We start from the raw sequence: 16,897 nt of genomic DNA on the forward strand, positions 1-16,897 counted from the left end.
AATCCTCGGAATACTTCGAAGGGCGGGGCACCGGGACATCCTTCCCCCAGACCACTGTCTGGTTTCAAGGTGTCCGGCTCGAAGGTGGAACTTCAGTTCTTGGTTGCTCGCTGCTGGGTGCATGATCCGGCCTGGTGGTCCCCTGGTGGTCCCCTGGCGGTTCGGGGTCTGGCTTCCGTGCTTGTGGGGGCGGCCAGTGATTCTGTCGGGCAGGTCGGCGTGGGTGGTGGTCAAGCGAATGGACCTCGCAGTTGCGGTTGATTTTGTGCTTTGGCGTCTTTCAGGTTGGCGCGCTGGATCGTAGAGTCGCTGTCGCTTGTCGTCCCGGCGTCCGGCTTGGGTGGGTGGCTTCCGGCGATCACCAGGAAACTTGGCTGGCCGGAGCAACTTGTCGACGGGCGCACGCGCCGCTGCTACCGGCTCACCGACACGGGTGCGGTCGGGTTGTCAGCGGCACGGCGGATTTCGTAGGTTTGCCGGTTGTGCTGACAGGGATGGTTGCCGGTCGGCCCGCAGTTCCGCCGATGTCGTTTTTTATGGGGCCGCAGTGACGCCACAGTGGAACGGGGTCACTTGCTCTCGCCGGGCGCGGTCGCTGGTGGGCGCTCGGCTGCCGGGTGGGGTCAGGGAACTGTGCGCTCAGGTTGGCCACGTATCGCAGCGACGGTGGTCGCGTTTGTCCACAGCCGTGTGGCACCGATGTTCAGGTCGGCCGCGGTCGTTGGTGCGGAGCCGGCCTGTCTTCGGGCGTCCGCTGCGATCGGTCGGCTGATCGCTTGGTTGTCGGGCACACGATGTTGTGACGGGTGGCGGCTTGGCCGTTCCGGGCGATCACCGTGCTATTGGGCCGTTCGCCTCGGTGAAGGCAGCCGGGGCATCACCGAGCGTAGTTACGCGGTGCTGGTCGGTTCTCCCGGTGCGGGGTCGTCCTGCGGGCGAGGTATACGCCGATGGTGGGCTGACCGGCGGGTTTGGGTTTTTGGGGCCGGGGTGTCGGCTTTTGGCAGTTGGTGTGGGCTACCGGGCGGGGTTTGGATCTGTCAGGATGATCTCCTTTCGGAGCGGGACGCAACGTTTCGGGTCCTGTCTACGTCTATGTATGCAGGGCCTTGGATGGCGCCGGTCGGCATCCCTCGAATGTGAGAGTCATGATTCAGCGACGTAAGGTGATTGTCGGCGCGGTGGGTATGGCCGCGGCTGCTGCGGCTGCCGGGTGCTCCTCGTCCGGCAAGGCGGACGGCGGCACGGACTGGGTCGAGCCGGCCGCGAACATCGAGCAGGTTGCGCCCGTCCGGCTGAGTGTGACGCCGGCGAACGGGGACACCGAGGTGTTGCCGGTGAAGCCGATTGTTGTCAGCGCCGCAGACGGCAAGCTCCAGTCGGTCACCGTCACCTCCGGCAAGGCCAAGATCGACGGTGCGATCCAGGATGACGGGACGTGGCGGTCGGTCGAGGATCTCGCGTACGGCAAGAAGTACAAGGTGAGCGTCACGGCCACCGACGGCGCGGGCAAGACGACCACCGAGGACAGCACGTTCACCACGCTGAAGCCGGAGAACATCGCCCGGGTCACCTTCCAGGCCAACGGGATGCTCGCCCTCAAGGAGGGCCGGACGTACGGCGCCGGGCAGCCGGTGATCGTCGCGTTCAGCCGCGCTGTCAACAAGAACGCGGCGGAGAAGGCCATCGAGATCAAGACCTCGCCCGAGGTCAAGGGCAAGTTCTTCTGGAAGGACGACAAGACCGTGCACTGGCGGCCGGCGAAGTACTGGGCCGCCGGCACGACGGTCAAGGTGAGCGTCGGCATGTTCGGCGTCAAGCTCGGCAAGACGACGTACGGGGCGCGGAACGCGTCGACCCACTTCAAGATCGGCCGGCAGCTGATCGCGGTCAGCGACAACCGGACCCACCTGACGAAGGTCTACATCAACGGCAAGCTCGTCCGCACGATGAAGTGCAGCCTCGGCAAGGGCGGCGGCACCACCGGGGCGAACGGCGAGAGCATCAGCTACTGGACGGCGGGTGGCCCCCACGTCGTGCTGGGCAAGAAGCGCAAGCACACCATGAGCTCGGCGAGCTACGGCGTCACCGACCCCAAGGACCCGAACTACTACGTGTCGGAGAACATCGAGTTCTGCACCCGGATCAGCTATTCCGGCGAATACCTGCACGCCGCCCCGTGGAACGGCTCACTGGGCCGGGCGAACCTGTCACACGGGTGCATCAACCTCAGCACGGCTGACGCCAAGTGGGTCTACAACAACTTCCTGGTCGGCGACATCGTCGACGTCAGGAACACCCCGCGCGAGCTCCCGATCTGGAACGGTATCGGCGACTGGACGGTCCCGTTCGACAAGTACGGCCGCCGCTAGCCTGCCGTGGGCGGTCTTGACATCGGTGCGGCGGATCGCTGGCCCGCCGGGGCGGCGACCCGGGCGACGAGGAACTTCGGGGCCAGCTCGCAGTAGCTGTCGGTGAGGAGCTCGACGACCTCGGTCCAGTCGGTGTGGTCGCCGAGGAGGGCCCCGGCGACGTTGTGGCCCCAGCCCGCGCGAAAGAACGGAAAGCCGCTGCCGGTCAGGCCGAGGAGCTCGGCGGCGGGCACCCGAAACGTCATCACCGTCGGCGGCTCGCCGGCGACCGGGTGCCGGGGGTAGACCAGGTTGCGCCCAGGGTCGGGCGTGTAGACATGGGCGAATGTCCGCTTGCGGATCCGCCAGCGGACGCCGATCCAGGCCGGTTCCTCGTACGTCTCCGGCAGGCCCAGGCAGATCGGCCGCAACCGGCGCAGGAGCTGCGGTGGCACGTCTCCGGGGCCGGACATGGGCCGACAGTACCGGCCGCCGGCGACCTTCGCGCGCCGTCGGGCTGCACCCGCGGTGGCCGGGCGGCCTCCGTGGTGGCACTCGTCCTGGCCGGCCGACCCGGGGAGTGAGTGCGGCCTCCCTCGGAATACATACCCCCGGTGGTATTTTGCGAGCGGCCTTCCGTGACGGGGATCGCGTGTTCTCCCGGTCTGCCAGGTGTACCCGCCGGGGTATCGTTGCGCAGGTAGGCGACGGGGTGGGAGGCACGGTATGGAGATCGACCAGGATGCGCTCGGGGACGTCATCAGGCGGCTGCGGCGCGCGGAGGGGCAGATCCGTGGTGTGATCGCGATGCTGGAGGACGGCCGCGACTGCGCCGATGTGGTGACCCAGCTCGCCGCCGTGTCCCGGGCGCTGGACCGGGCCGGTTTCAAGATTATCGCCAGCGGCCTGCGGGAGTGCGTGAAGGCGGAGGGCAACGGCGAGAAGCCGAGCCTTGATGTGGCACAGCTCGAGAAGCTGTTCCTGTCGCTGGCCTGACGTGCCCAGCCGCCGCGCGTGACGAGCGCCGCGGGGGGTATCACGATCCGTGCGGAGCGGACGTGCTGAACCGCGCGGCCTCGTCGCCTGTCAGCCGGCCCGCGGGCAGGCGCCGGCCGCAGATCACCAGCAGTAGGTCCTGGGCCGGTCCGCGCACCGGGGCGCCCGTCCCGTAGGTCCAGTCGAGGTCGGTTGCCCGCAGGCTGACCCCCGCCAGGTCCGTGCCGAAGAAGGCGACGTTCTTCGGCTGGAGGCCGGTCAGCACCAGGGCGACCCGCTCGGGTGGCGGCCGGCGGTCCAGGCCCAGGCCGACCGTGATGTCGAGGCCGTGGATGAGGTCGTGGGACAGTGCGCCCTGCGGGCCGCCGCCGGGCGGGGTCCAGGGGCTGGTGATGTTGGCGCGCAGGTCGGCGAGCAGCTGCTCGGGTGACATGCGGGCGGCGTCGCGCCGGGCGGCGCGGTCGGCCATCCGGTTGATGTCGCCACGGGCCTTCGCCAGCTCCACCAGGGTGCGGGCGAGCGACATCCGGTACGGCGCCGTCGTGTGGGCGATGACCTCGCGGACCCGCCAGCCGGCACACAGGGTCGGGGCGTTCCACTGCTCCGGGGTGAGCGTGGCGAGCAGGTCTGCCTGCTCGGCGCGTTCCGCTTGCACCGCGGCCTCAAGGTTCTGCATCACGTTCTCCTGTTCGAGGGCTTTGCAGGATTACGGATGGGCCGCGGCGAACTCATCGGGCACCGGCTCACCAAGTCGGGCGGACCCGGCCCGGGGCGGCGATGCGCCGCAGGTCCGCCTTCAGGGCGGCCAGCCGCTCCGGGCCCAGGACGTCCGCCCAGGGGCGCAGCATCTCGACCGCCGCCTCGTCCGCCGCGCGGGTGCACGCCCACCCCTTCGGGGTCAGCACGACCAGGCGGGCGCGGGCGTCGGCGGGGTGCGGGCGGCGTTCCACGTACCCTTTGGTCACGAGTTCCTCGACCATCTGGCTGGCCGCCTGCTTGGTCACGTCGAGGTGTTCGGCGAGCTGGCCCACGGTCGCGCCGTCGCCGGCCAGGCGCACGAACGCGAAGCCGTGCGCCGGGCGCAGGTCGGTGAAGCCGCGCGCCCGGACGCCGGCGTCGACGCCGTCCACCAGGGCGCGGGCGGCGCTCAGCAGCAGCACCGGCAGGTCGAGCAGATCACGGTCCACCGGAACAGTTTGACAGATAGGTCAAGCTGCTTGACTATTTAGTCCAGTAGCTTGACGATCTGAGAGGATCACCATGCCAGTCATTCGTGAGCAGGACGCCGTGCGGCACGAGTTGCACGGCGCCGCGTTCCATTCCTACGTCGCGCCGTCGTCCGGCAGCCGGGAGCTCTGCGCCTGGCGGCTCGACGTCGCCGCCGGCACCACCGGGGTGCCACACCGGGTGAACCGGGAGGAGGTCCTGCTGGTGCTCACCGGCGAGCTGACCGCGACCATCGGGGACAACCGCACGACGGTACGGGCGGGTGAGGTCGCCTTCGTGCCGGCCGGCGCGCTCTTCGGCCTGGACAACGTCTCGGACGCGCCGGCGGCCGCCTGGGTGACCACCAGCATCGGCCTCGAGGCGACCCTCGCGGACGGTTCGCTGATCAGCCCGCCCTGGGTGCGCTGAGTGCGGCTGACCCCAGGACGGCGGGAACGCCGCATCCCCCTGGAGGGGCGGCGGCGTTCCGGGTGGTGAGCGGAACTGCGGTTCCCGGCCTACTTGGACGGCTCGGGGATGTCGCAGGTGATCTTCGGGTTGACGCCCAGCCAGTTGAGCGGGCCGGCGACCACCGTGACGATGACCGTGCCGGCCTCGGCACAGCTCGCGTCGCCGGATTCCTTGAAGTATCCACGCTCGAACGCGGCGACGGCGCCGAGGACGAGCCAGATGATGACGATGACTCCGCCGATTGATCCTGCGCGCATCGAGGGCTCCTTGGTCGTGGGGACTGGCCCCGAGATACCCCGAATGCGGCGATCTTTAAACGGAGCCGCGCACCGCCTGCAGGGTGTAGGTGTGCGGCAGGCGCTGGGGACGGTCGGTGAGCTGCCATTCTCCGTCGGCGACCTGGCTCATCCGGCCGGGCAGCGCGTTCCACGGCGCGGTGGTGTGCTCGGTCAGGCCGGTCACCGTCAGGCCCGCGTCGATCAGGGCCGTGACCACCTCGCCGAGGCCGTGGTTCCACTCGTGCGTGGTGTTGTGCACGAACTCGGTGTCCGTCTCGACGTACGTGCCGCCCTCGGTCCAGATCGTCGGCTCGGTCTGCTCGAAGTACGGCAGCTCCACCGCCAGCACCCCGTCCGGGCGCGGCTCGTCCGGGATCGCCCACAGCATCGGGTGGCCCTCGCGGAGGAACAGCCGGCCGCCCGGGCGCAGCAGGTCCGCCACGACCCGCGCCCAGCGGCGGATGTCCGGCAGCCAGCAGAGCGCGCCGATGCCGGTGTACACCAGGTCGAAGCCGCCGCGGTCCAGCTTGTCGGCCGCCTGGTAGACGTCCGACTCCACGTACTCGACCGGGGTGCCGGCCAGGGCCGCGATGCGCCGGGCCTCCGCCAGCGACGCCGGCGAGAAGTCCAGCCCGGTCATCGTCGCGCCCAGGCGGGCCAGCGACAGGGTGTCCGTACCGATGTGGCACTGCAGATGCACGCCGCGCAGGCCGCGGAGGTCGCCGAGCCGGGGCAGGTCGAAGCGGACCACGTCGCTGAGGTGCGCCGGGTCGTCGGCGAAGGCCGACACGCGGTAGTCCTTGGACGCCGCGTGGGCCGGCGCGCGCTCGTCCCAGCTTGCTCGGTTGAGGGTCCGGTAGTCGCTCACGGCGGTGACGGTAGCGCAGCTCCCGGCCGGTCACCTGGTAGTTTCCGAGTCGACGGGGCTGAATGCGAAGGCGGTAGGGGTTGGAGACCAGGCGTACGACGGTGCGGGACGTCCGCCGCGCCAACCGGGCGAGCCTGCTCACGGACCTGTTCCACGGCGGCCGGCAGAGCCGGCAGCAGCTCGGTGAGACCACCGCGCTCAGCCAGGCCAGCGTGAGCAACCTGATCGGCGAGATGATCGACGAGGGGCTGGTCGAGGAGGCCGGCCTGGTCGGTTCGGACGGCGGGCGGCCCCGCGCGCTGCTGCGGGTGGCCCCGGGGTACGGCTACGTCGCCGGCGCCGACGTCGGCGAGACCCGGCTGCTGGTCGAGCTGTACGACCTGGCGATGTCCCGGCTCGCCGTGGCGCAGTTCTCGCTCGGTGACGACGGCCCCGATCCGCAGCTGACCGCCGCCAAGCTCCTCGAAGGGCTGGAGACGGTGGTTGCCGAGGCGGGCATCGCGCGTTCCGAGGTGCTCGGCTACGGCGTCGGCGTGCCGGGCGTGGTCGACCACTCCGCGGGTTCGCCGATCGTGCACTCGCAGACCACCGGCTGGGACGCCGTACCGCTGGGCGAGATGCTGCGCGCCGGCACCGAGGTGCCGGTCTTCGTGGAGAACGGCGCCAAGACGCTCGGCCAGGCCGAGATGTGGTTCGGCGCCGGCCGGGGCGCCAAGCACGCGGTGATAGTCATGGTGGGCACGGGGGTGGGGGCCGCGGTCGTGATGGACGGGCGCGGTTATCGCGGCGCGTTCAGCAACGCGGGCGAATGGGGTCACACCACCCTGGTGTACGACGGTGCCGTCTGCCGGTGCGGGGCACGGGGTTGCCTGGAGGCGTACATCGGGTCGGAGACGGTGATCGCCCGGCTCGCCGAGGCCACCGGCCAGCGGCCCGACCCGAAGCTGCTGACCCGGATGCTGGCGGCCGACGGGGCGCTGGACGAGGCGGCCGCGGCGGTCATCACGCAGACCGTGGGCTACCTGGGCGCCGGGATCGCGGGACTGGTCAACCTGTTCTCACCCGAGCGCATCGTGCTGGGCGGGCCGGCGGGCTTGGCGTTGGGAGAGCGCTTTCTATCGGACATTCGCGACGCTGCCGCACGAAACGCGCTGCGGCATCCGTACTCGCGTACCCGGATCGATCTCTGTCAGCTCGGGCCCGACGCGGTCGCGATGGGCGCGGCCACGCTGCCGATCGCCCGGCTGCTCGCCGACGGCGGGCTGCCGGGCACGCCGGGCCCGGCGGCGCCACCGTCGCGGGCGGCCCACCGCCGATCCCTGAGCCGCGGCCGCGGCTGAACTCGACCCCGGGTCTGACCCGGGCCGGCGCGGCGTCCCGAGGGCACCGCGCCGGCCCGCCCCCGTTCAGTCGCCGCGGACGCGGCTGATCGTGTCGCGGAACCAGAGCGCCGACTGCTTGGGCGTCCGGACCTGCGTGTTGTAGTCCACGTGCACGATGCCGAAGCGCTTCGCGTAGCCCTCGGCCCACTCGAAGTTGTCCATCAGCGACCACGCGAAGTAACCCCGCACGTCCGCGCCCTGCTCGCGGGCGTCGGCCACCGCCGCGATGTGCGCGGCCAGGTACGCGGTCCGGTCCTCGTCGGCCACGTTGCCCTCGGCGTCCGCGGTGTCGTCGAACGCCGCGCCGTTCTCCGTGATGACCATCGGCAGGCCGGGGTAGTCGCGGGAGAGCCGCACCAGCAGCCTGGTGAAGCGGTCCGCGGTGATCGGCCAGTCCATCGCGGTGCGCGGGCCGGGCGGCAGGATCGCGCGGACCACCGGCAGCCCGTCGGCGTCCGTGGAGTTGCCCTGCTCGTCGGTGCCGCTGAAGTCCTGTCCGAAGTAGAAGTTCACGCCCAGCACCTCGAACGGCGTCGAGATGATCTCGAGGTCGCCGTCCTGGACCGGGAACGCGGTGCCACGCGCCGCCAGGTCCTCGACCATGTCCGCCGGGTACTGGCCCTTGCGCAGCGGATCCAGGTAGATGCGGGTGCCCATGCCGTCGGCACGCCGGGCGGCGTCGCGGTCGGCCTGCGTGTCGGTGGCCGGGTCCGCCGTACCCATGTTGAGGGTGATGCCGAACTTCATCTCCCGCGGCGCCGCCGCGCGCATCCGCTGGGTCGCGAGGCCGTGGCCCAGCAGCAGGTGGTGCACCGCGGCCATGGCGTCGCCGAAGTTCTTGCGGCCCGGCGCGTGCACACCCACGAAGTAACCCAGCCAGGCCGAGCACCACGGCTCGTTCAGCGTGGTCCAGTTGTCCACCCGGTCGCTGAGCCGGTCGAAGACCAGCATCGAGTAGTCGGCGAAGCGGTACGCGGTGTCGCGGTTCGGCCAGCCGCCGGCCTCCTCGAGCTCCTGCGGCAGGTCCCAGTGGTACAGCGTGACCCACGGGTCGATGCCCTGGGCCAGCAGCTCGTCGGTCAGCCGGTCGTAGAAGGCCAGGCCGGCCTCGTTGGCCGGGCCCTTGCCGCCGGGCTGCACCCGGGGCCAGGCCACCGAGAACCGGTACGTGTCCACGCCCAGGCTCTTGATCAGGGCGACGTCCTGCGGCATCCGGTGGTAGTGGTCGCACGCGACGTCGCCGTTGTCGCCACCCACCACGGCACCGGGCACGCGGCAGAACGTGTCCCAGATGGACGGGGTGCGGCCGTCCTCGGCGACGGCGCCCTCGATCTGGTAGGACGACGTCGCGACGCCCCACTTGAACGACGGCGGCAGGTCGGCGGTGGGCAGGAGCAGCCCGGGTGCGGGCGTGACGGTGGGGTTCATGGTTCTCCTGTGGGGGATGGGTACGAGGACGGCCCCGGCTGGTGGGCCGGGGCCGTCGGCAACGCTGTGCTCAGCCGACCGGCTGCTTGACCGGGTGCAGCCAGCAGGCGACAGTGCGGGTCGCCCCGTCGGGGGTGTCCGGGCTGCCGAGCACCGGGATGTTGTCGGCGCACGGCTCGAAGACCTTCGGGCACCGCGGGTGGAACGAGCACCCGCTCGGCATGCCCTTGAGGTCGGGCGGCGAGCCGGGGATGCCGGCCAGCTCCCGGCGCGGCCCCCGCAGGGCGGGGAACGAGGAGAGCAGACCCTGGCTGTACGGGTGCAGCGACTCCTTGTACAGCGTGGTCGCCTGCGCCTCCTCGACGATCCGGCCGCCGTACATGATGGCGATCCGGTTCGAGAACTCCACCAGCAGCGACAGGTCGTGCGTGATGAAGATGACCGAGAAGCCGAGCCGCTCGCGCAGCTCGATGAGCTGACCCAGGATCTGCCGCTGCATCACCACGTCCAGCGCCGTGGTCGGCTCGTCCATGATGACCACCTGCGGCTGCAGGATCAGCGCCATGCCGATCATGACGCGCTGGCGCATGCCGCCGGAGAGCTGGTGCGGGTAGGCGTCCATCCGGTCCGGCGAGATGCCGACCAGCTTGAGCATCTCCCGGGCCCGGGCGTTGCGGCTGTGCGACGACATCTGCGGCTCGTGCGCGGCCAGCACGTCGGTCAGCTGGGTGGAGATCTTGTGCACCGGGTTGAGCGAGTTCATCGCGCCCTGGAACACGATCGCGGTCTCGGCCCAGCGGAACGCCTGCAGCTGCTTGTCGGTCAGGCCCAGGACGTCGTACGGCTCGCCCTGCTCCGGGTGGTAGATGACCTCGCCGCCGCTGACCACGCCGGGCGGGGCCAGCAGCCGGGTGAGCCCGTACGCCAGGGTGGACTTGCCGCTGCCGGACTCGCCGGCCAGGCCGAGCACCTCGCCGCGGTGCAGGGTCAGGTTCACGTCGCGGACGGCGTGCACCGCCTGGTCGCCCAGGCCGTAGTCCACGTTCAGGTTCTTGATCTCGAGCACCGGCTGCTGGCTCATGGGGTGGTCGCCTCCTTGCTGCGGCTGACCGGGGTCGGCTTGCCGCCGATGACCGGGATCGGGCTGGCGTGGGTGTGCGGCGCGCCGGAGTTGTCCAGCACCGGCGTGAAGCCGACCCGCATCCGTACGGTGCGGCCCGAGGCGGTCTTGATCTTCGTCTTGCCGGCGCTGCGCAGCCGCGGGCTGACGAACTCGTCGATGCCGAAGTTGATCAGCGAGAGGGCGGTGCCCAGGAACGCGATCGCCAGACCGGCCGGGACGAACCACCACCACGCGCCCTGCGCCAGGGCCTGCTGGCTCTGCGCCCAGAACAGGATCGTCCCCCAGTTCCACGAGGTGGCCGAGCCGATGCCGATGAAGGCCAGGGTGATCTCCGAGGTGACCGCGAAGATGACCGTGCCGACGAAGCCGGACGCGATGATCGCGGTGAGGTTCGGCAGGATCTCGAAGATGATGATGCGCCAGGTGGACTCGCCGTTGGCCCGGGAGGCCTCGACGTAGTCGCGTCTGCGCAGCGACAGGGTCTGGGCTCTCAGCACCCGGGCGCCCCAGGCCCACGAGGTCAGGCCGATGATCAGCGCGACCAGGGCGTCACCGCCGCTGGGCACCGCCGCGGTCACGATGATGATCAGCGGCAGGGCCGGGATCACCAGGAACACGTTGGACAGCGCGGACAGGCCGTCGTCGAAGCCGCCGCCGAGGTAACCGGCGGTGACGCCGATCAGCACCGACAGGATCGTGGCGATGATGCCGGCGGCGAAGCCGACCAGCATGACGGCCCGGGTGCCGACCAGGATCTGGCTGAAGACGTCCTGACCCAGGTGGGTGGTGCCGAACCAGTGGTCCGCCGACGGCGGCGCCACGAACTGGTCGCCGCGGGCGTCCGGGTCGTACGGCGCCACCCACGGCCCGATGATCGCGAAGAGCAGGTACAGGCCGAGCACGACGATGCCGGTCATGGCCTTGCCGTTGGCGATGAACCGGAACTTGCGGCGCTTGGCGGCCTTGGTCGGTTTGGCCGGCTCGGGCTGCGCCATCGCACCCTGGCCGGGAATGACCTGGTCGATGCTGGAGGTGGGGATGGTCACCTGTCAGCCCTCCTTGCGGGTGCGCGGGTCGAGCATCAGGTAGGCGATGTCCGCGATCAGGTTCGCGACCAGCACGGAGATCGTGATGACCAGGAAGATGCCCTGCATCAACGGGTAGTCCTTGGCGCCGACCGCCCGGAAGAGCAGGAAGCCCAGCCCCGGGTAGGAGAAGACGATCTCCACCAGCAGCGTGCCGCCGACGATGAAGCCCAGCGACAGCGCGAAGCCGGAGATGTTCGGCAGCAGCGCGTTGCGGGCCGCGTAGCTCAGCGCCACCCGGCGGTCCGACAGCCCCTTGGCGTGCGCGACGGTGATGTAGTCCTCCGCCGCGACGGTGACCATCATGTTGCGCATGCTCAGGATCCAGCCGCTCACCGAGGAGATGAGGATGGTCAGCGCGGGCAGCAGGCTGTGCTGCAGCGCGCTGGAGATGAACGGCCAGTCCGGGTACGGCACCACGTCGGTGCCGTAGCCGCCCGAGGACGGGAAGAAGCTGTCCGGCCCGGCCAGCAGGTAGATCGCCAGCAGGCCCAGCCAGAAGTACGGCACCGAGCTCAGGAACGTGGTGGCCGGCAACAGGCCGTCGATCCACGAGCCGCGCCGCCAGCCGGCCAGCACGCCGAGGCTGGTGCCGATGAAGAAGCTGATGATCGTGGTGATGCCGACCAGCGCCACGGTCCACGGCAGCGCGTCGCCGATGACCTCGGAGACCGGCGACGGGAACGCGGTGAACGACAGGCCCAGGTCACCGCGGAAGAGCTGCTGCCAGTAGTCGACGTACTGGCTCCACAGGCTGGCGTCCTTGTCCAGGCCGAACAGCACGTAGAGCGAGTCGATCGCGTCGCTGCTCATCTGCCCCTGGAACCGGGCCAGCAGCGACTTGACCGGGTCACCGGGGATCATCCGCGGGATGAAGAAGTTGATGGTGATCGCGGCCCACGCGGTGAAGAGGTAGAACAGGATCCGCTGGATCAGGAACTTCATCGGACCTCCTCCGGGTGCGCGTCCCCGGCGACCAGCACGGCCTCGGGGGAGAAACCGGTGGCGGCGGAGCCGGGCGGCTGCTCGGCCACGGTGGCCTCGTCGTAGAGCCAGCAGGCGGCCCAGTGCCCGGGCTTGTCGCCGATCTCCAGGCGCACCGGCAGGTCGGTCACGCAGCGCGGCATGGCCATCGGGCAGCGCGGGTGGAACCGGCAACCGCTGGGCGGCTTGATCAGGCTGGGCGGCTCGCCGTTGCCGCGGTCCGCGGCATCGCCGAGCATGTTGGCGATCCGGTCCGGGTCCGGCGCGGAATCGATCAGGAGCCGGGTGTACGGGTGGGCCGGCGACTGGGTCACCGACTCGCTGTCGCCGCCCTCGACCATCCGGCCGGCGTACATCACCATCGTGTCGTCGGCGAAGTAGCGGGCCGACGCGATGTCGTGGGTGATGTAGAGGATCGCCAGGTTCAGCCGTTCCTTCAGGTCGCGCAGCAGGTTGAGCACGCCGAGCCGGATCGAGACGTCCAACATGGACACCGGCTCGTCGGCGAGCAGCGCCTCCGGGTCCGCGCCCAGGGCCCGGGCGATCGCCACGCGCTGGCGCTGGCCGCCCGAGAGCTCGTGCGGGAACTTGTCGAGGTAGCGCTCCGGCGGCGTCAGGCTGACCCGGTTGAGCAGGTTGGCCAGGGCCGCCTCCAGCTCCGCCGCGGAGTTGCCGGCGTTGTGGTGGATCTTCAGCGACCGGGTCAGGTGGTACCGGATCGTGTGCACCGGGTTCAGCGACGCGAATGGGTCCTGGAAGATCATCTGGACCCGGGCCGTGTAGGCGCGGAACTGCCGTCCGCCCCGGACCTTCGTGCTCTCGCCGTGCAGCTTGAGGTCCCCGGCGGTGCGGGGATAGAGCTGGGCCAGCAGGCGGGCCACCGTGGACTTGCCGGAGCCGGACTCGCCGACCAGGGCGGTCACGCGGCCGCGCCGCAGCGTGAGATGTACGTCATCAACCGCGTGCACGGCCTCGTGCGTGCGGGTGAAAAGGTCGCGCAGCGTCCGGCGGACGGGGAAGTGCTTGGTCAGGCCGATCGCCTCAAGCACCACCTCGTTGGCCGGCGCCTCGGCCTCTGGGCTCAACGTCATGCCGAGTTCCTTCGCAGGGGTGTCGGACTGCCGCGGTGCCGTGCCCCGGACGGGACGAGCCCGTCCGGGGCACGGCGGTGCGGATCAGGAGTTGGCGGGCTTGAGGTGCAGGACGACGTCCAGGGCGTTGGCCTGCGTGGGCTGACCGGCGCCGTAGGGGTTGGTGTCGTCGGGCCAGCCGACCCAGTTCTTGGTGCTGTACGCCATGCCGATGTTGTCCGCGCCGACCGGGATCATCGGCACCTGCTCCACGAAGATCTTCTGAACCGTGTTGAGCGCGGTGGTGCGGGCGGCGTCGTCCGAGGCGTTCGCGTACGCCGCCAGGGCCGCGGTGGCCTCGGGGCTGTTGAAGCGGCCGAAGTTGCCACCCGGGGAGGCGACACCGATCTTCTTCATCACCTTGCCGTCCATGACGGTCTGGTAGATGTCGTACGGCGTCGCGCCACCGTTGGTCCAGCGGAAGGTGGCGTCGAACTTGCCCTCCTCGACGTTGCGGAACCAGGCGTCCTGGTTCGCCTTGTCGACGGTGGCGGCGATGCCGATCTGCGCGAAGTTGTCCTTCACGATCTCGAGCGAGGTCTGGTAGTCGGACCAGCCGCTCGGGTCGGTCAGGGTGATCTTCACCGGCTTGCCGCTCGGGTCGTTCAGCGTGCTGCCGTTGAGCTTGAAGCCCGCCTCGGCCAGCACGGCCTTGGCGCCCTCGACGTCGACGGCCTGGTTCTTGCCCTTGTACTCCGGCGCGACGTACGCGTCACCGGCGGGCGACGGCAGACCGGTCACGCTGGACACCAGCGGGTGGAAGTAGCCGGCCGAGGCCTGGTTGAAGATGTCCTCGCGGTTGACGACCATGCTCATCGCCTTGCGCAGGGCCACGTTGTCGAACGGCGCCTTGGTGGTGTTGATGTACAGGCCGTGGATGCCGAGGATCGGCGGGGCCCAGACCTTGTAGTGCGCCGGGTCCTTGTCGATGAAGACCGTCTTGTAGTTCGGGATGAACACGAAGGACCACTCGTTGGAGCCGTCCGACAGGGCCGTGGTCTGCGCGTTGTTGTCGGTGTACGACGTGTAGCGCAGCTCCTTGACCTGCGGCAGGTCCTGCCAGTAACCCTCGGTGCGGACCGACAACGTGGTGGTCTGCGGGGTGAAGGTCTTCAGCGTGTACGGGCCCGAGCCGACCGGCGTCTTGTTCGCGTCGGTGGCGGGGTCCTTGATGCCTTCCCAGATGTGCTTGGGCACGATCGGGGTCTGGCCCAGCCACTTGTCCTTGTAGACGAACATCGAGCCGGTGAAGGTCACCGTGACGGTGTTGCCGCTGGCGGTGATCTCGCCGTACGGCGTGGCGGCGGAGTTCAGCGCCTCGTTCTTCTTGATCAGGTTGAACGTGTAGGCGACGTCGTCACCGGTGACCGGCTTGCCGTCCGACCACTTCGCGTTGTCGCGAACCGTGATCGTGACCTTCTTGAAGTCCGGGGTCCACTCGGCGCCGGTGGCCAGCCACGGCTTGGAGGCCTCGGCGGGCTTCACCGGGTTCCACATCATGAGGGGCTCGTAGAGCATCCAGCGGTAGCCCAGCGAGGCGCCCGCCGACGTGCCGAGGAACGGGTTGTGGTTCTCCGTCTGCGGGCCGTTCGGCATGCCCACGTTCAGGAAGGTGACGCCACTGCCGGCCTTCTTGTTGCCCTCATTGGGCGATTCGCCACAGGCGGCCAGGCCGCCCGACGCGAGCACGCCGGCGACGGCGACCGCGATAAATTTCCTGCGCTGCATTTCTGATGTCTCCTCAGGTGGTGCGGAATCGGGTGAGAGGGGTGCCCCGAGGCAGGGCGGGTGCGCCGCACGTCGAAACGTCGGCCGTCTTGCGGGTTATGGGGGAGTACGGCTTACGAGTGGTCGGTCTGGGGTCTCGGGCCGGTGGAGCCGCGGACGGTGAAGGTGGCGGGGATGACGGTCGGGCGGTTGGGCAGGGGTGAGCCCTCGAAGTGGGCGAGCAGCATGCGTGCCGCTGCCTCGCCCATCTCGCGCAGTGGTTGGTGCACGGTGGTGAGCGGCGGCTGGGTGTGCGCCGCCATCGGGATGTCGTCGAAGCCGACCACCGCGACGTCCTGCGGGATGCGCCGGCCGCTGTCCAGCACCGCCTGCATGGCGCCGGTCGCGGAGAGGTCGTTGTGCGCGAAGACCGCGTCGAACTCCACACCGGACGCGATCGCCGCCTGGATGCCGTCCCGGCCACAGGCGATGGTGAAGTCGCCGGGCAGGACGCGGTCGGCGCTGATCGGGTGGCCGGCCTCGGCGTAGACCGACGCGAAGCCGTCCAGGCGCTGCACCGTGCAGCCGAAGCGCTCGGGCCCGGCGACGATCAGCGGCTTGCGCCGGCCGATGCCCAGCAGGTGCCGGGCGGCGGCGCCGGCTCCGGAGTGGTTGGTGGTGCCCACGCTCGGGATCTGGCCGGGCTGCACGTCCCGGTCGTCGATCAGCACCACGGGCAGGCCGCGGGCGTGCAGCATGGCGATGTAGTCGAGGGTGCCCTCGGGCTCGATGACCAGCAGGCCGTCGAAGCTCTTGGCGGAAACCTGGGCGCCGAACTGGCGCATCGACTCCTCGCCGCGGTTGCAGGTGAACAGCAGCAGGCCGTAGCGCTCGGTCTCGAGCACGTCGACGGCGCCCTGCAGCACCTCGCCGATCCACGGCCAGGTGAGCGAGGGGACCAGCATGCCGACCACCCGGGTCCGGCCGCGGGCCAGGCCCACGGCCCGTGAGCTGGGCACATAGCCCAGTTCCTCGATGACCTTGCGGACCCGGGCGGCGGTCGACTCGTCCAGCTCACCCTTGCCGTTGAGCACCCGGGAGACCGTGGTCTTGCTGACCTTGGCCCGGGCCGCCACATCGGCGATGGTGATTGGCACGTGTCCTCCGACTTGTGTCCAGATGGTTGCACCGCAGTTTCGGAACCGGTTTCGGGAGCGGTTCCGGCAGTTAACTCCGGTGAGCCGGGTCACGTCAACGCGTCGGTATCTTTATTTAGGTTTCGAGACGATAACCAAGGAGCGGCTTACTCGTTTACGTGCTGCGCAACGCGGTCGATACCGAGCGAAACGGGCAGCCGCCGGGCGGCGCCGGCGCGCGCTCAACCGCCGGGCGGGCGGGGTGCTCGGGCCGTCGGGTGGGCGGGGCGCTCGGGCCGTGGGCGGCGGGTGCGCTCGGGCCGCCGGCCGGCGGGTGCGCTCAGGCTGTCGGGTGGAGGGTGCGGCGCAGGGCCGTGGTGCCGAGGGCGACCGCCGTCGTTCCCACCGCCATGCCGCCCAGCACGAGGATCGTGCCGACCAGGAACAGGCCCGTCTCGTCCGTGGCGGCGGCCTGCGCGGTCCACGCCGCGGTGAACGCGACGGTCATCACCGCGGCGGCCGGCAGCGCCGGCACCCGCAGCAGCACGGCCGCGATCAGCAGCGCGAGCATGGTGAGCACGAGCCCGGCGACCTGGGCGGTCGTGTACGGCCCGGAGTAGTTGCCGGTCTCGGGGTCGAGCTGCATCTCGGTGTCCCGGCCGAGCCAGGCCCACCAGGCGAACACGGTCGCGGCGGCGAGGGCGAGCAGGCCGGCCGTGGCGCGGAAAAGCTTCTTCGCAGGCATGGACCGA

17 protein-coding genes are annotated in these 16,897 nt (G+C 70.1%); 4 read left to right on the top strand and 13 right to left on the bottom strand.

Features of this window, described 5'->3' with window-relative positions; translation table 11 throughout:
• The first annotated feature begins 1,148 nt into the window (after positions 1 to 1,148).
• A complete protein-coding gene (locus ACIBQZ_RS22645; protein ID WP_396090732.1) occupies positions 1,149 to 2,372 on the top strand; it encodes an Ig-like domain-containing protein in 1,224 nt (407 codons plus the stop codon).
• Here ACIBQZ_RS22645 and ACIBQZ_RS22650 read toward each other — a convergent pair.
• The gene (locus ACIBQZ_RS22650; RefSeq protein ID WP_396090733.1) at positions 2,369 to 2,824 is read right to left on the bottom strand and encodes an MmcQ/YjbR family DNA-binding protein; all 456 of its coding nucleotides are present in this window, start codon (positions 2,822 to 2,824) and stop codon (positions 2,369 to 2,371) included. The genes ACIBQZ_RS22645 and ACIBQZ_RS22650 overlap by 4 nt on opposite strands.
• A gap of 253 nt (positions 2,825 to 3,077) precedes the next feature.
• On the opposite strand from ACIBQZ_RS22650, the gene ACIBQZ_RS22655 reads away from it, so the two are divergent.
• A complete protein-coding gene (locus ACIBQZ_RS22655; RefSeq protein WP_396090734.1) occupies positions 3,078 to 3,347 on the top strand; it encodes a metal-sensitive transcriptional regulator in 270 nt (89 codons plus the stop codon).
• Between the two features lie 40 nt (positions 3,348 to 3,387).
• Here the strand turns inward: ACIBQZ_RS22655 and ACIBQZ_RS22660 are convergent, their stop codons facing one another.
• Complete coding sequence (locus tag ACIBQZ_RS22660) at positions 3,388 to 4,023, bottom strand: maleylpyruvate isomerase family mycothiol-dependent enzyme (protein ID WP_396090735.1); 636 nt, start codon at positions 4,021 to 4,023, stop codon at positions 3,388 to 3,390.
• A gap of 67 nt (positions 4,024 to 4,090) precedes the next feature.
• A complete protein-coding gene (locus ACIBQZ_RS22665; RefSeq protein WP_396090736.1) occupies positions 4,091 to 4,534 on the bottom strand; it encodes a MarR family winged helix-turn-helix transcriptional regulator in 444 nt (147 codons plus the stop codon).
• A gap of 73 nt (positions 4,535 to 4,607) precedes the next feature.
• Between ACIBQZ_RS22665 and ACIBQZ_RS22670 the strand changes: the two genes are divergently transcribed.
• Positions 4,608 to 4,982 (top strand): cupin domain-containing protein, encoded by a 375-nt coding sequence (locus tag ACIBQZ_RS22670; protein WP_396090737.1) that lies wholly within the window; start codon positions 4,608 to 4,610, stop codon positions 4,980 to 4,982.
• An 89-nt stretch (positions 4,983 to 5,071) separates the two neighbouring features.
• On the opposite strand, the gene ACIBQZ_RS22675 is transcribed toward ACIBQZ_RS22670, so the two are convergent.
• Both ACIBQZ_RS22675 and ACIBQZ_RS22680 read right to left on the bottom strand, forming a co-directional pair.
• Positions 5,072 to 5,281 carry a hypothetical protein gene (locus ACIBQZ_RS22675; protein ID WP_396090738.1) on the bottom strand — a complete coding sequence of 70 codons (210 nt, stop codon included), beginning with the start codon at positions 5,279 to 5,281 and terminating at the stop codon, positions 5,072 to 5,074.
• A 55-nt stretch (positions 5,282 to 5,336) separates the two neighbouring features.
• Complete coding sequence (locus ACIBQZ_RS22680) at positions 5,337 to 6,170, bottom strand: class I SAM-dependent methyltransferase (protein ID WP_396090739.1); 834 nt, start codon at positions 6,168 to 6,170, stop codon at positions 5,337 to 5,339.
• 80 nt (positions 6,171 to 6,250) lie between these two features.
• On the opposite strand from ACIBQZ_RS22680, the gene ACIBQZ_RS22685 reads away from it, so the two are divergent.
• Positions 6,251 to 7,510 (top strand): ROK family protein, encoded by a 1,260-nt coding sequence (locus ACIBQZ_RS22685; protein ID WP_396090740.1) that lies wholly within the window; start codon positions 6,251 to 6,253, stop codon positions 7,508 to 7,510.
• Between the two features lie 66 nt (positions 7,511 to 7,576).
• Here ACIBQZ_RS22685 and ACIBQZ_RS22690 read toward each other — a convergent pair whose 3' ends face one another.
• The 8 genes from ACIBQZ_RS22690 to ACIBQZ_RS22725 all read right to left on the bottom strand — a co-directional run bounded on the left by ACIBQZ_RS22690 (position 7,577) and on the right by ACIBQZ_RS22725 (position 16,890).
• Complete coding sequence (locus ACIBQZ_RS22690) at positions 7,577 to 8,980, bottom strand: GH1 family beta-glucosidase (RefSeq protein ID WP_396090741.1); 1,404 nt, start codon at positions 8,978 to 8,980, stop codon at positions 7,577 to 7,579.
• 70 nt (positions 8,981 to 9,050) lie between these two features.
• Positions 9,051 to 10,061: an ABC transporter ATP-binding protein gene (locus tag ACIBQZ_RS22695; protein ID WP_396090742.1), complete on the bottom strand. Its 1,011-nt coding sequence runs from the start codon at positions 10,059 to 10,061 to the stop codon at positions 9,051 to 9,053.
• Complete coding sequence (locus ACIBQZ_RS22700; RefSeq protein WP_396090743.1) at positions 10,058 to 11,149, bottom strand: ABC transporter permease; 1,092 nt, start codon at positions 11,147 to 11,149, stop codon at positions 10,058 to 10,060. The genes ACIBQZ_RS22695 and ACIBQZ_RS22700 overlap by 4 nt, the downstream gene beginning before the upstream one ends.
• Positions 11,150 to 11,152: 3 nt before the next feature.
• Positions 11,153 to 12,133, bottom strand: coding sequence for an ABC transporter permease (locus tag ACIBQZ_RS22705; protein ID WP_396090744.1), 981 nt, complete (start codon positions 12,131 to 12,133; stop codon positions 11,153 to 11,155).
• The gene (locus ACIBQZ_RS22710; RefSeq protein WP_396090745.1) at positions 12,130 to 13,263 is read right to left on the bottom strand and encodes an ABC transporter ATP-binding protein; all 1,134 of its coding nucleotides are present in this window, start codon (positions 13,261 to 13,263) and stop codon (positions 12,130 to 12,132) included. The genes ACIBQZ_RS22705 and ACIBQZ_RS22710 overlap by 4 nt, the downstream gene beginning before the upstream one ends.
• A gap of 84 nt (positions 13,264 to 13,347) precedes the next feature.
• Positions 13,348 to 15,030: an ABC transporter substrate-binding protein gene (locus ACIBQZ_RS22715; protein ID WP_396090746.1), complete on the bottom strand. Its 1,683-nt coding sequence runs from the start codon at positions 15,028 to 15,030 to the stop codon at positions 13,348 to 13,350.
• A 113-nt stretch (positions 15,031 to 15,143) separates the two neighbouring features.
• Positions 15,144 to 16,166 carry a LacI family DNA-binding transcriptional regulator gene (locus ACIBQZ_RS22720; RefSeq protein WP_396090747.1) on the bottom strand — a complete coding sequence of 341 codons (1,023 nt, stop codon included), beginning with the start codon at positions 16,164 to 16,166 and terminating at the stop codon, positions 15,144 to 15,146.
• A 319-nt stretch (positions 16,167 to 16,485) separates the two neighbouring features.
• Positions 16,486 to 16,890: a hypothetical protein gene (locus tag ACIBQZ_RS22725; protein WP_396090748.1), complete on the bottom strand. Its 405-nt coding sequence runs from the start codon at positions 16,888 to 16,890 to the stop codon at positions 16,486 to 16,488.
• Positions 16,891 to 16,897 lie beyond the last annotated feature (7 nt).

The sequence above is a fragment of the Actinoplanes sp. NPDC049599 genome (assembly GCF_044465625.1).
In the GTDB taxonomy this organism is placed as follows: Bacteria; Actinomycetota; Actinomycetes; order Mycobacteriales; family Micromonosporaceae; genus Actinoplanes.

Excerpts from the sequence above, each read along its gene's own strand:
- ACIBQZ_RS22710 (WP_396090745.1), bottom strand. The coding sequence starts at position 13,263 with ATGACGTTGAGCCCAGAGGCCGAGGCGCCGGCCAACGAGGTGGTGCTT.
- ACIBQZ_RS22675 (WP_396090738.1), bottom strand. The coding sequence starts at position 5,281 with ATGCGCGCAGGATCAATCGGCGGAGTCATCGTCATCATCTGGCTCGTC.
- ACIBQZ_RS22670 (WP_396090737.1), top strand. The coding sequence starts at position 4,608 with ATGCCAGTCATTCGTGAGCAGGACGCCGTGCGGCACGAGTTGCACGGC.
- ACIBQZ_RS22650 (WP_396090733.1), bottom strand. The coding sequence starts at position 2,824 with ATGTCCGGCCCCGGAGACGTGCCACCGCAGCTCCTGCGCCGGTTGCGG.
- ACIBQZ_RS22695 (WP_396090742.1), bottom strand. The coding sequence starts at position 10,061 with ATGAGCCAGCAGCCGGTGCTCGAGATCAAGAACCTGAACGTGGACTAC.
- ACIBQZ_RS22725 (WP_396090748.1), bottom strand. The coding sequence starts at position 16,890 with ATGCCTGCGAAGAAGCTTTTCCGCGCCACGGCCGGCCTGCTCGCCCTC.
- ACIBQZ_RS22705 (WP_396090744.1), bottom strand. The coding sequence starts at position 12,133 with ATGAAGTTCCTGATCCAGCGGATCCTGTTCTACCTCTTCACCGCGTGG.
- ACIBQZ_RS22715 (WP_396090746.1), bottom strand. The coding sequence starts at position 15,030 with ATGCAGCGCAGGAAATTTATCGCGGTCGCCGTCGCCGGCGTGCTCGCG.
- ACIBQZ_RS22690 (WP_396090741.1), bottom strand. The coding sequence starts at position 8,980 with ATGAACCCCACCGTCACGCCCGCACCCGGGCTGCTCCTGCCCACCGCC.
- ACIBQZ_RS22660 (WP_396090735.1), bottom strand. The coding sequence starts at position 4,023 with ATGCAGAACCTTGAGGCCGCGGTGCAAGCGGAACGCGCCGAGCAGGCA.
- ACIBQZ_RS22645 (WP_396090732.1), top strand. The coding sequence starts at position 1,149 with ATGATTCAGCGACGTAAGGTGATTGTCGGCGCGGTGGGTATGGCCGCG.
- ACIBQZ_RS22655 (WP_396090734.1), top strand. The coding sequence starts at position 3,078 with ATGGAGATCGACCAGGATGCGCTCGGGGACGTCATCAGGCGGCTGCGG.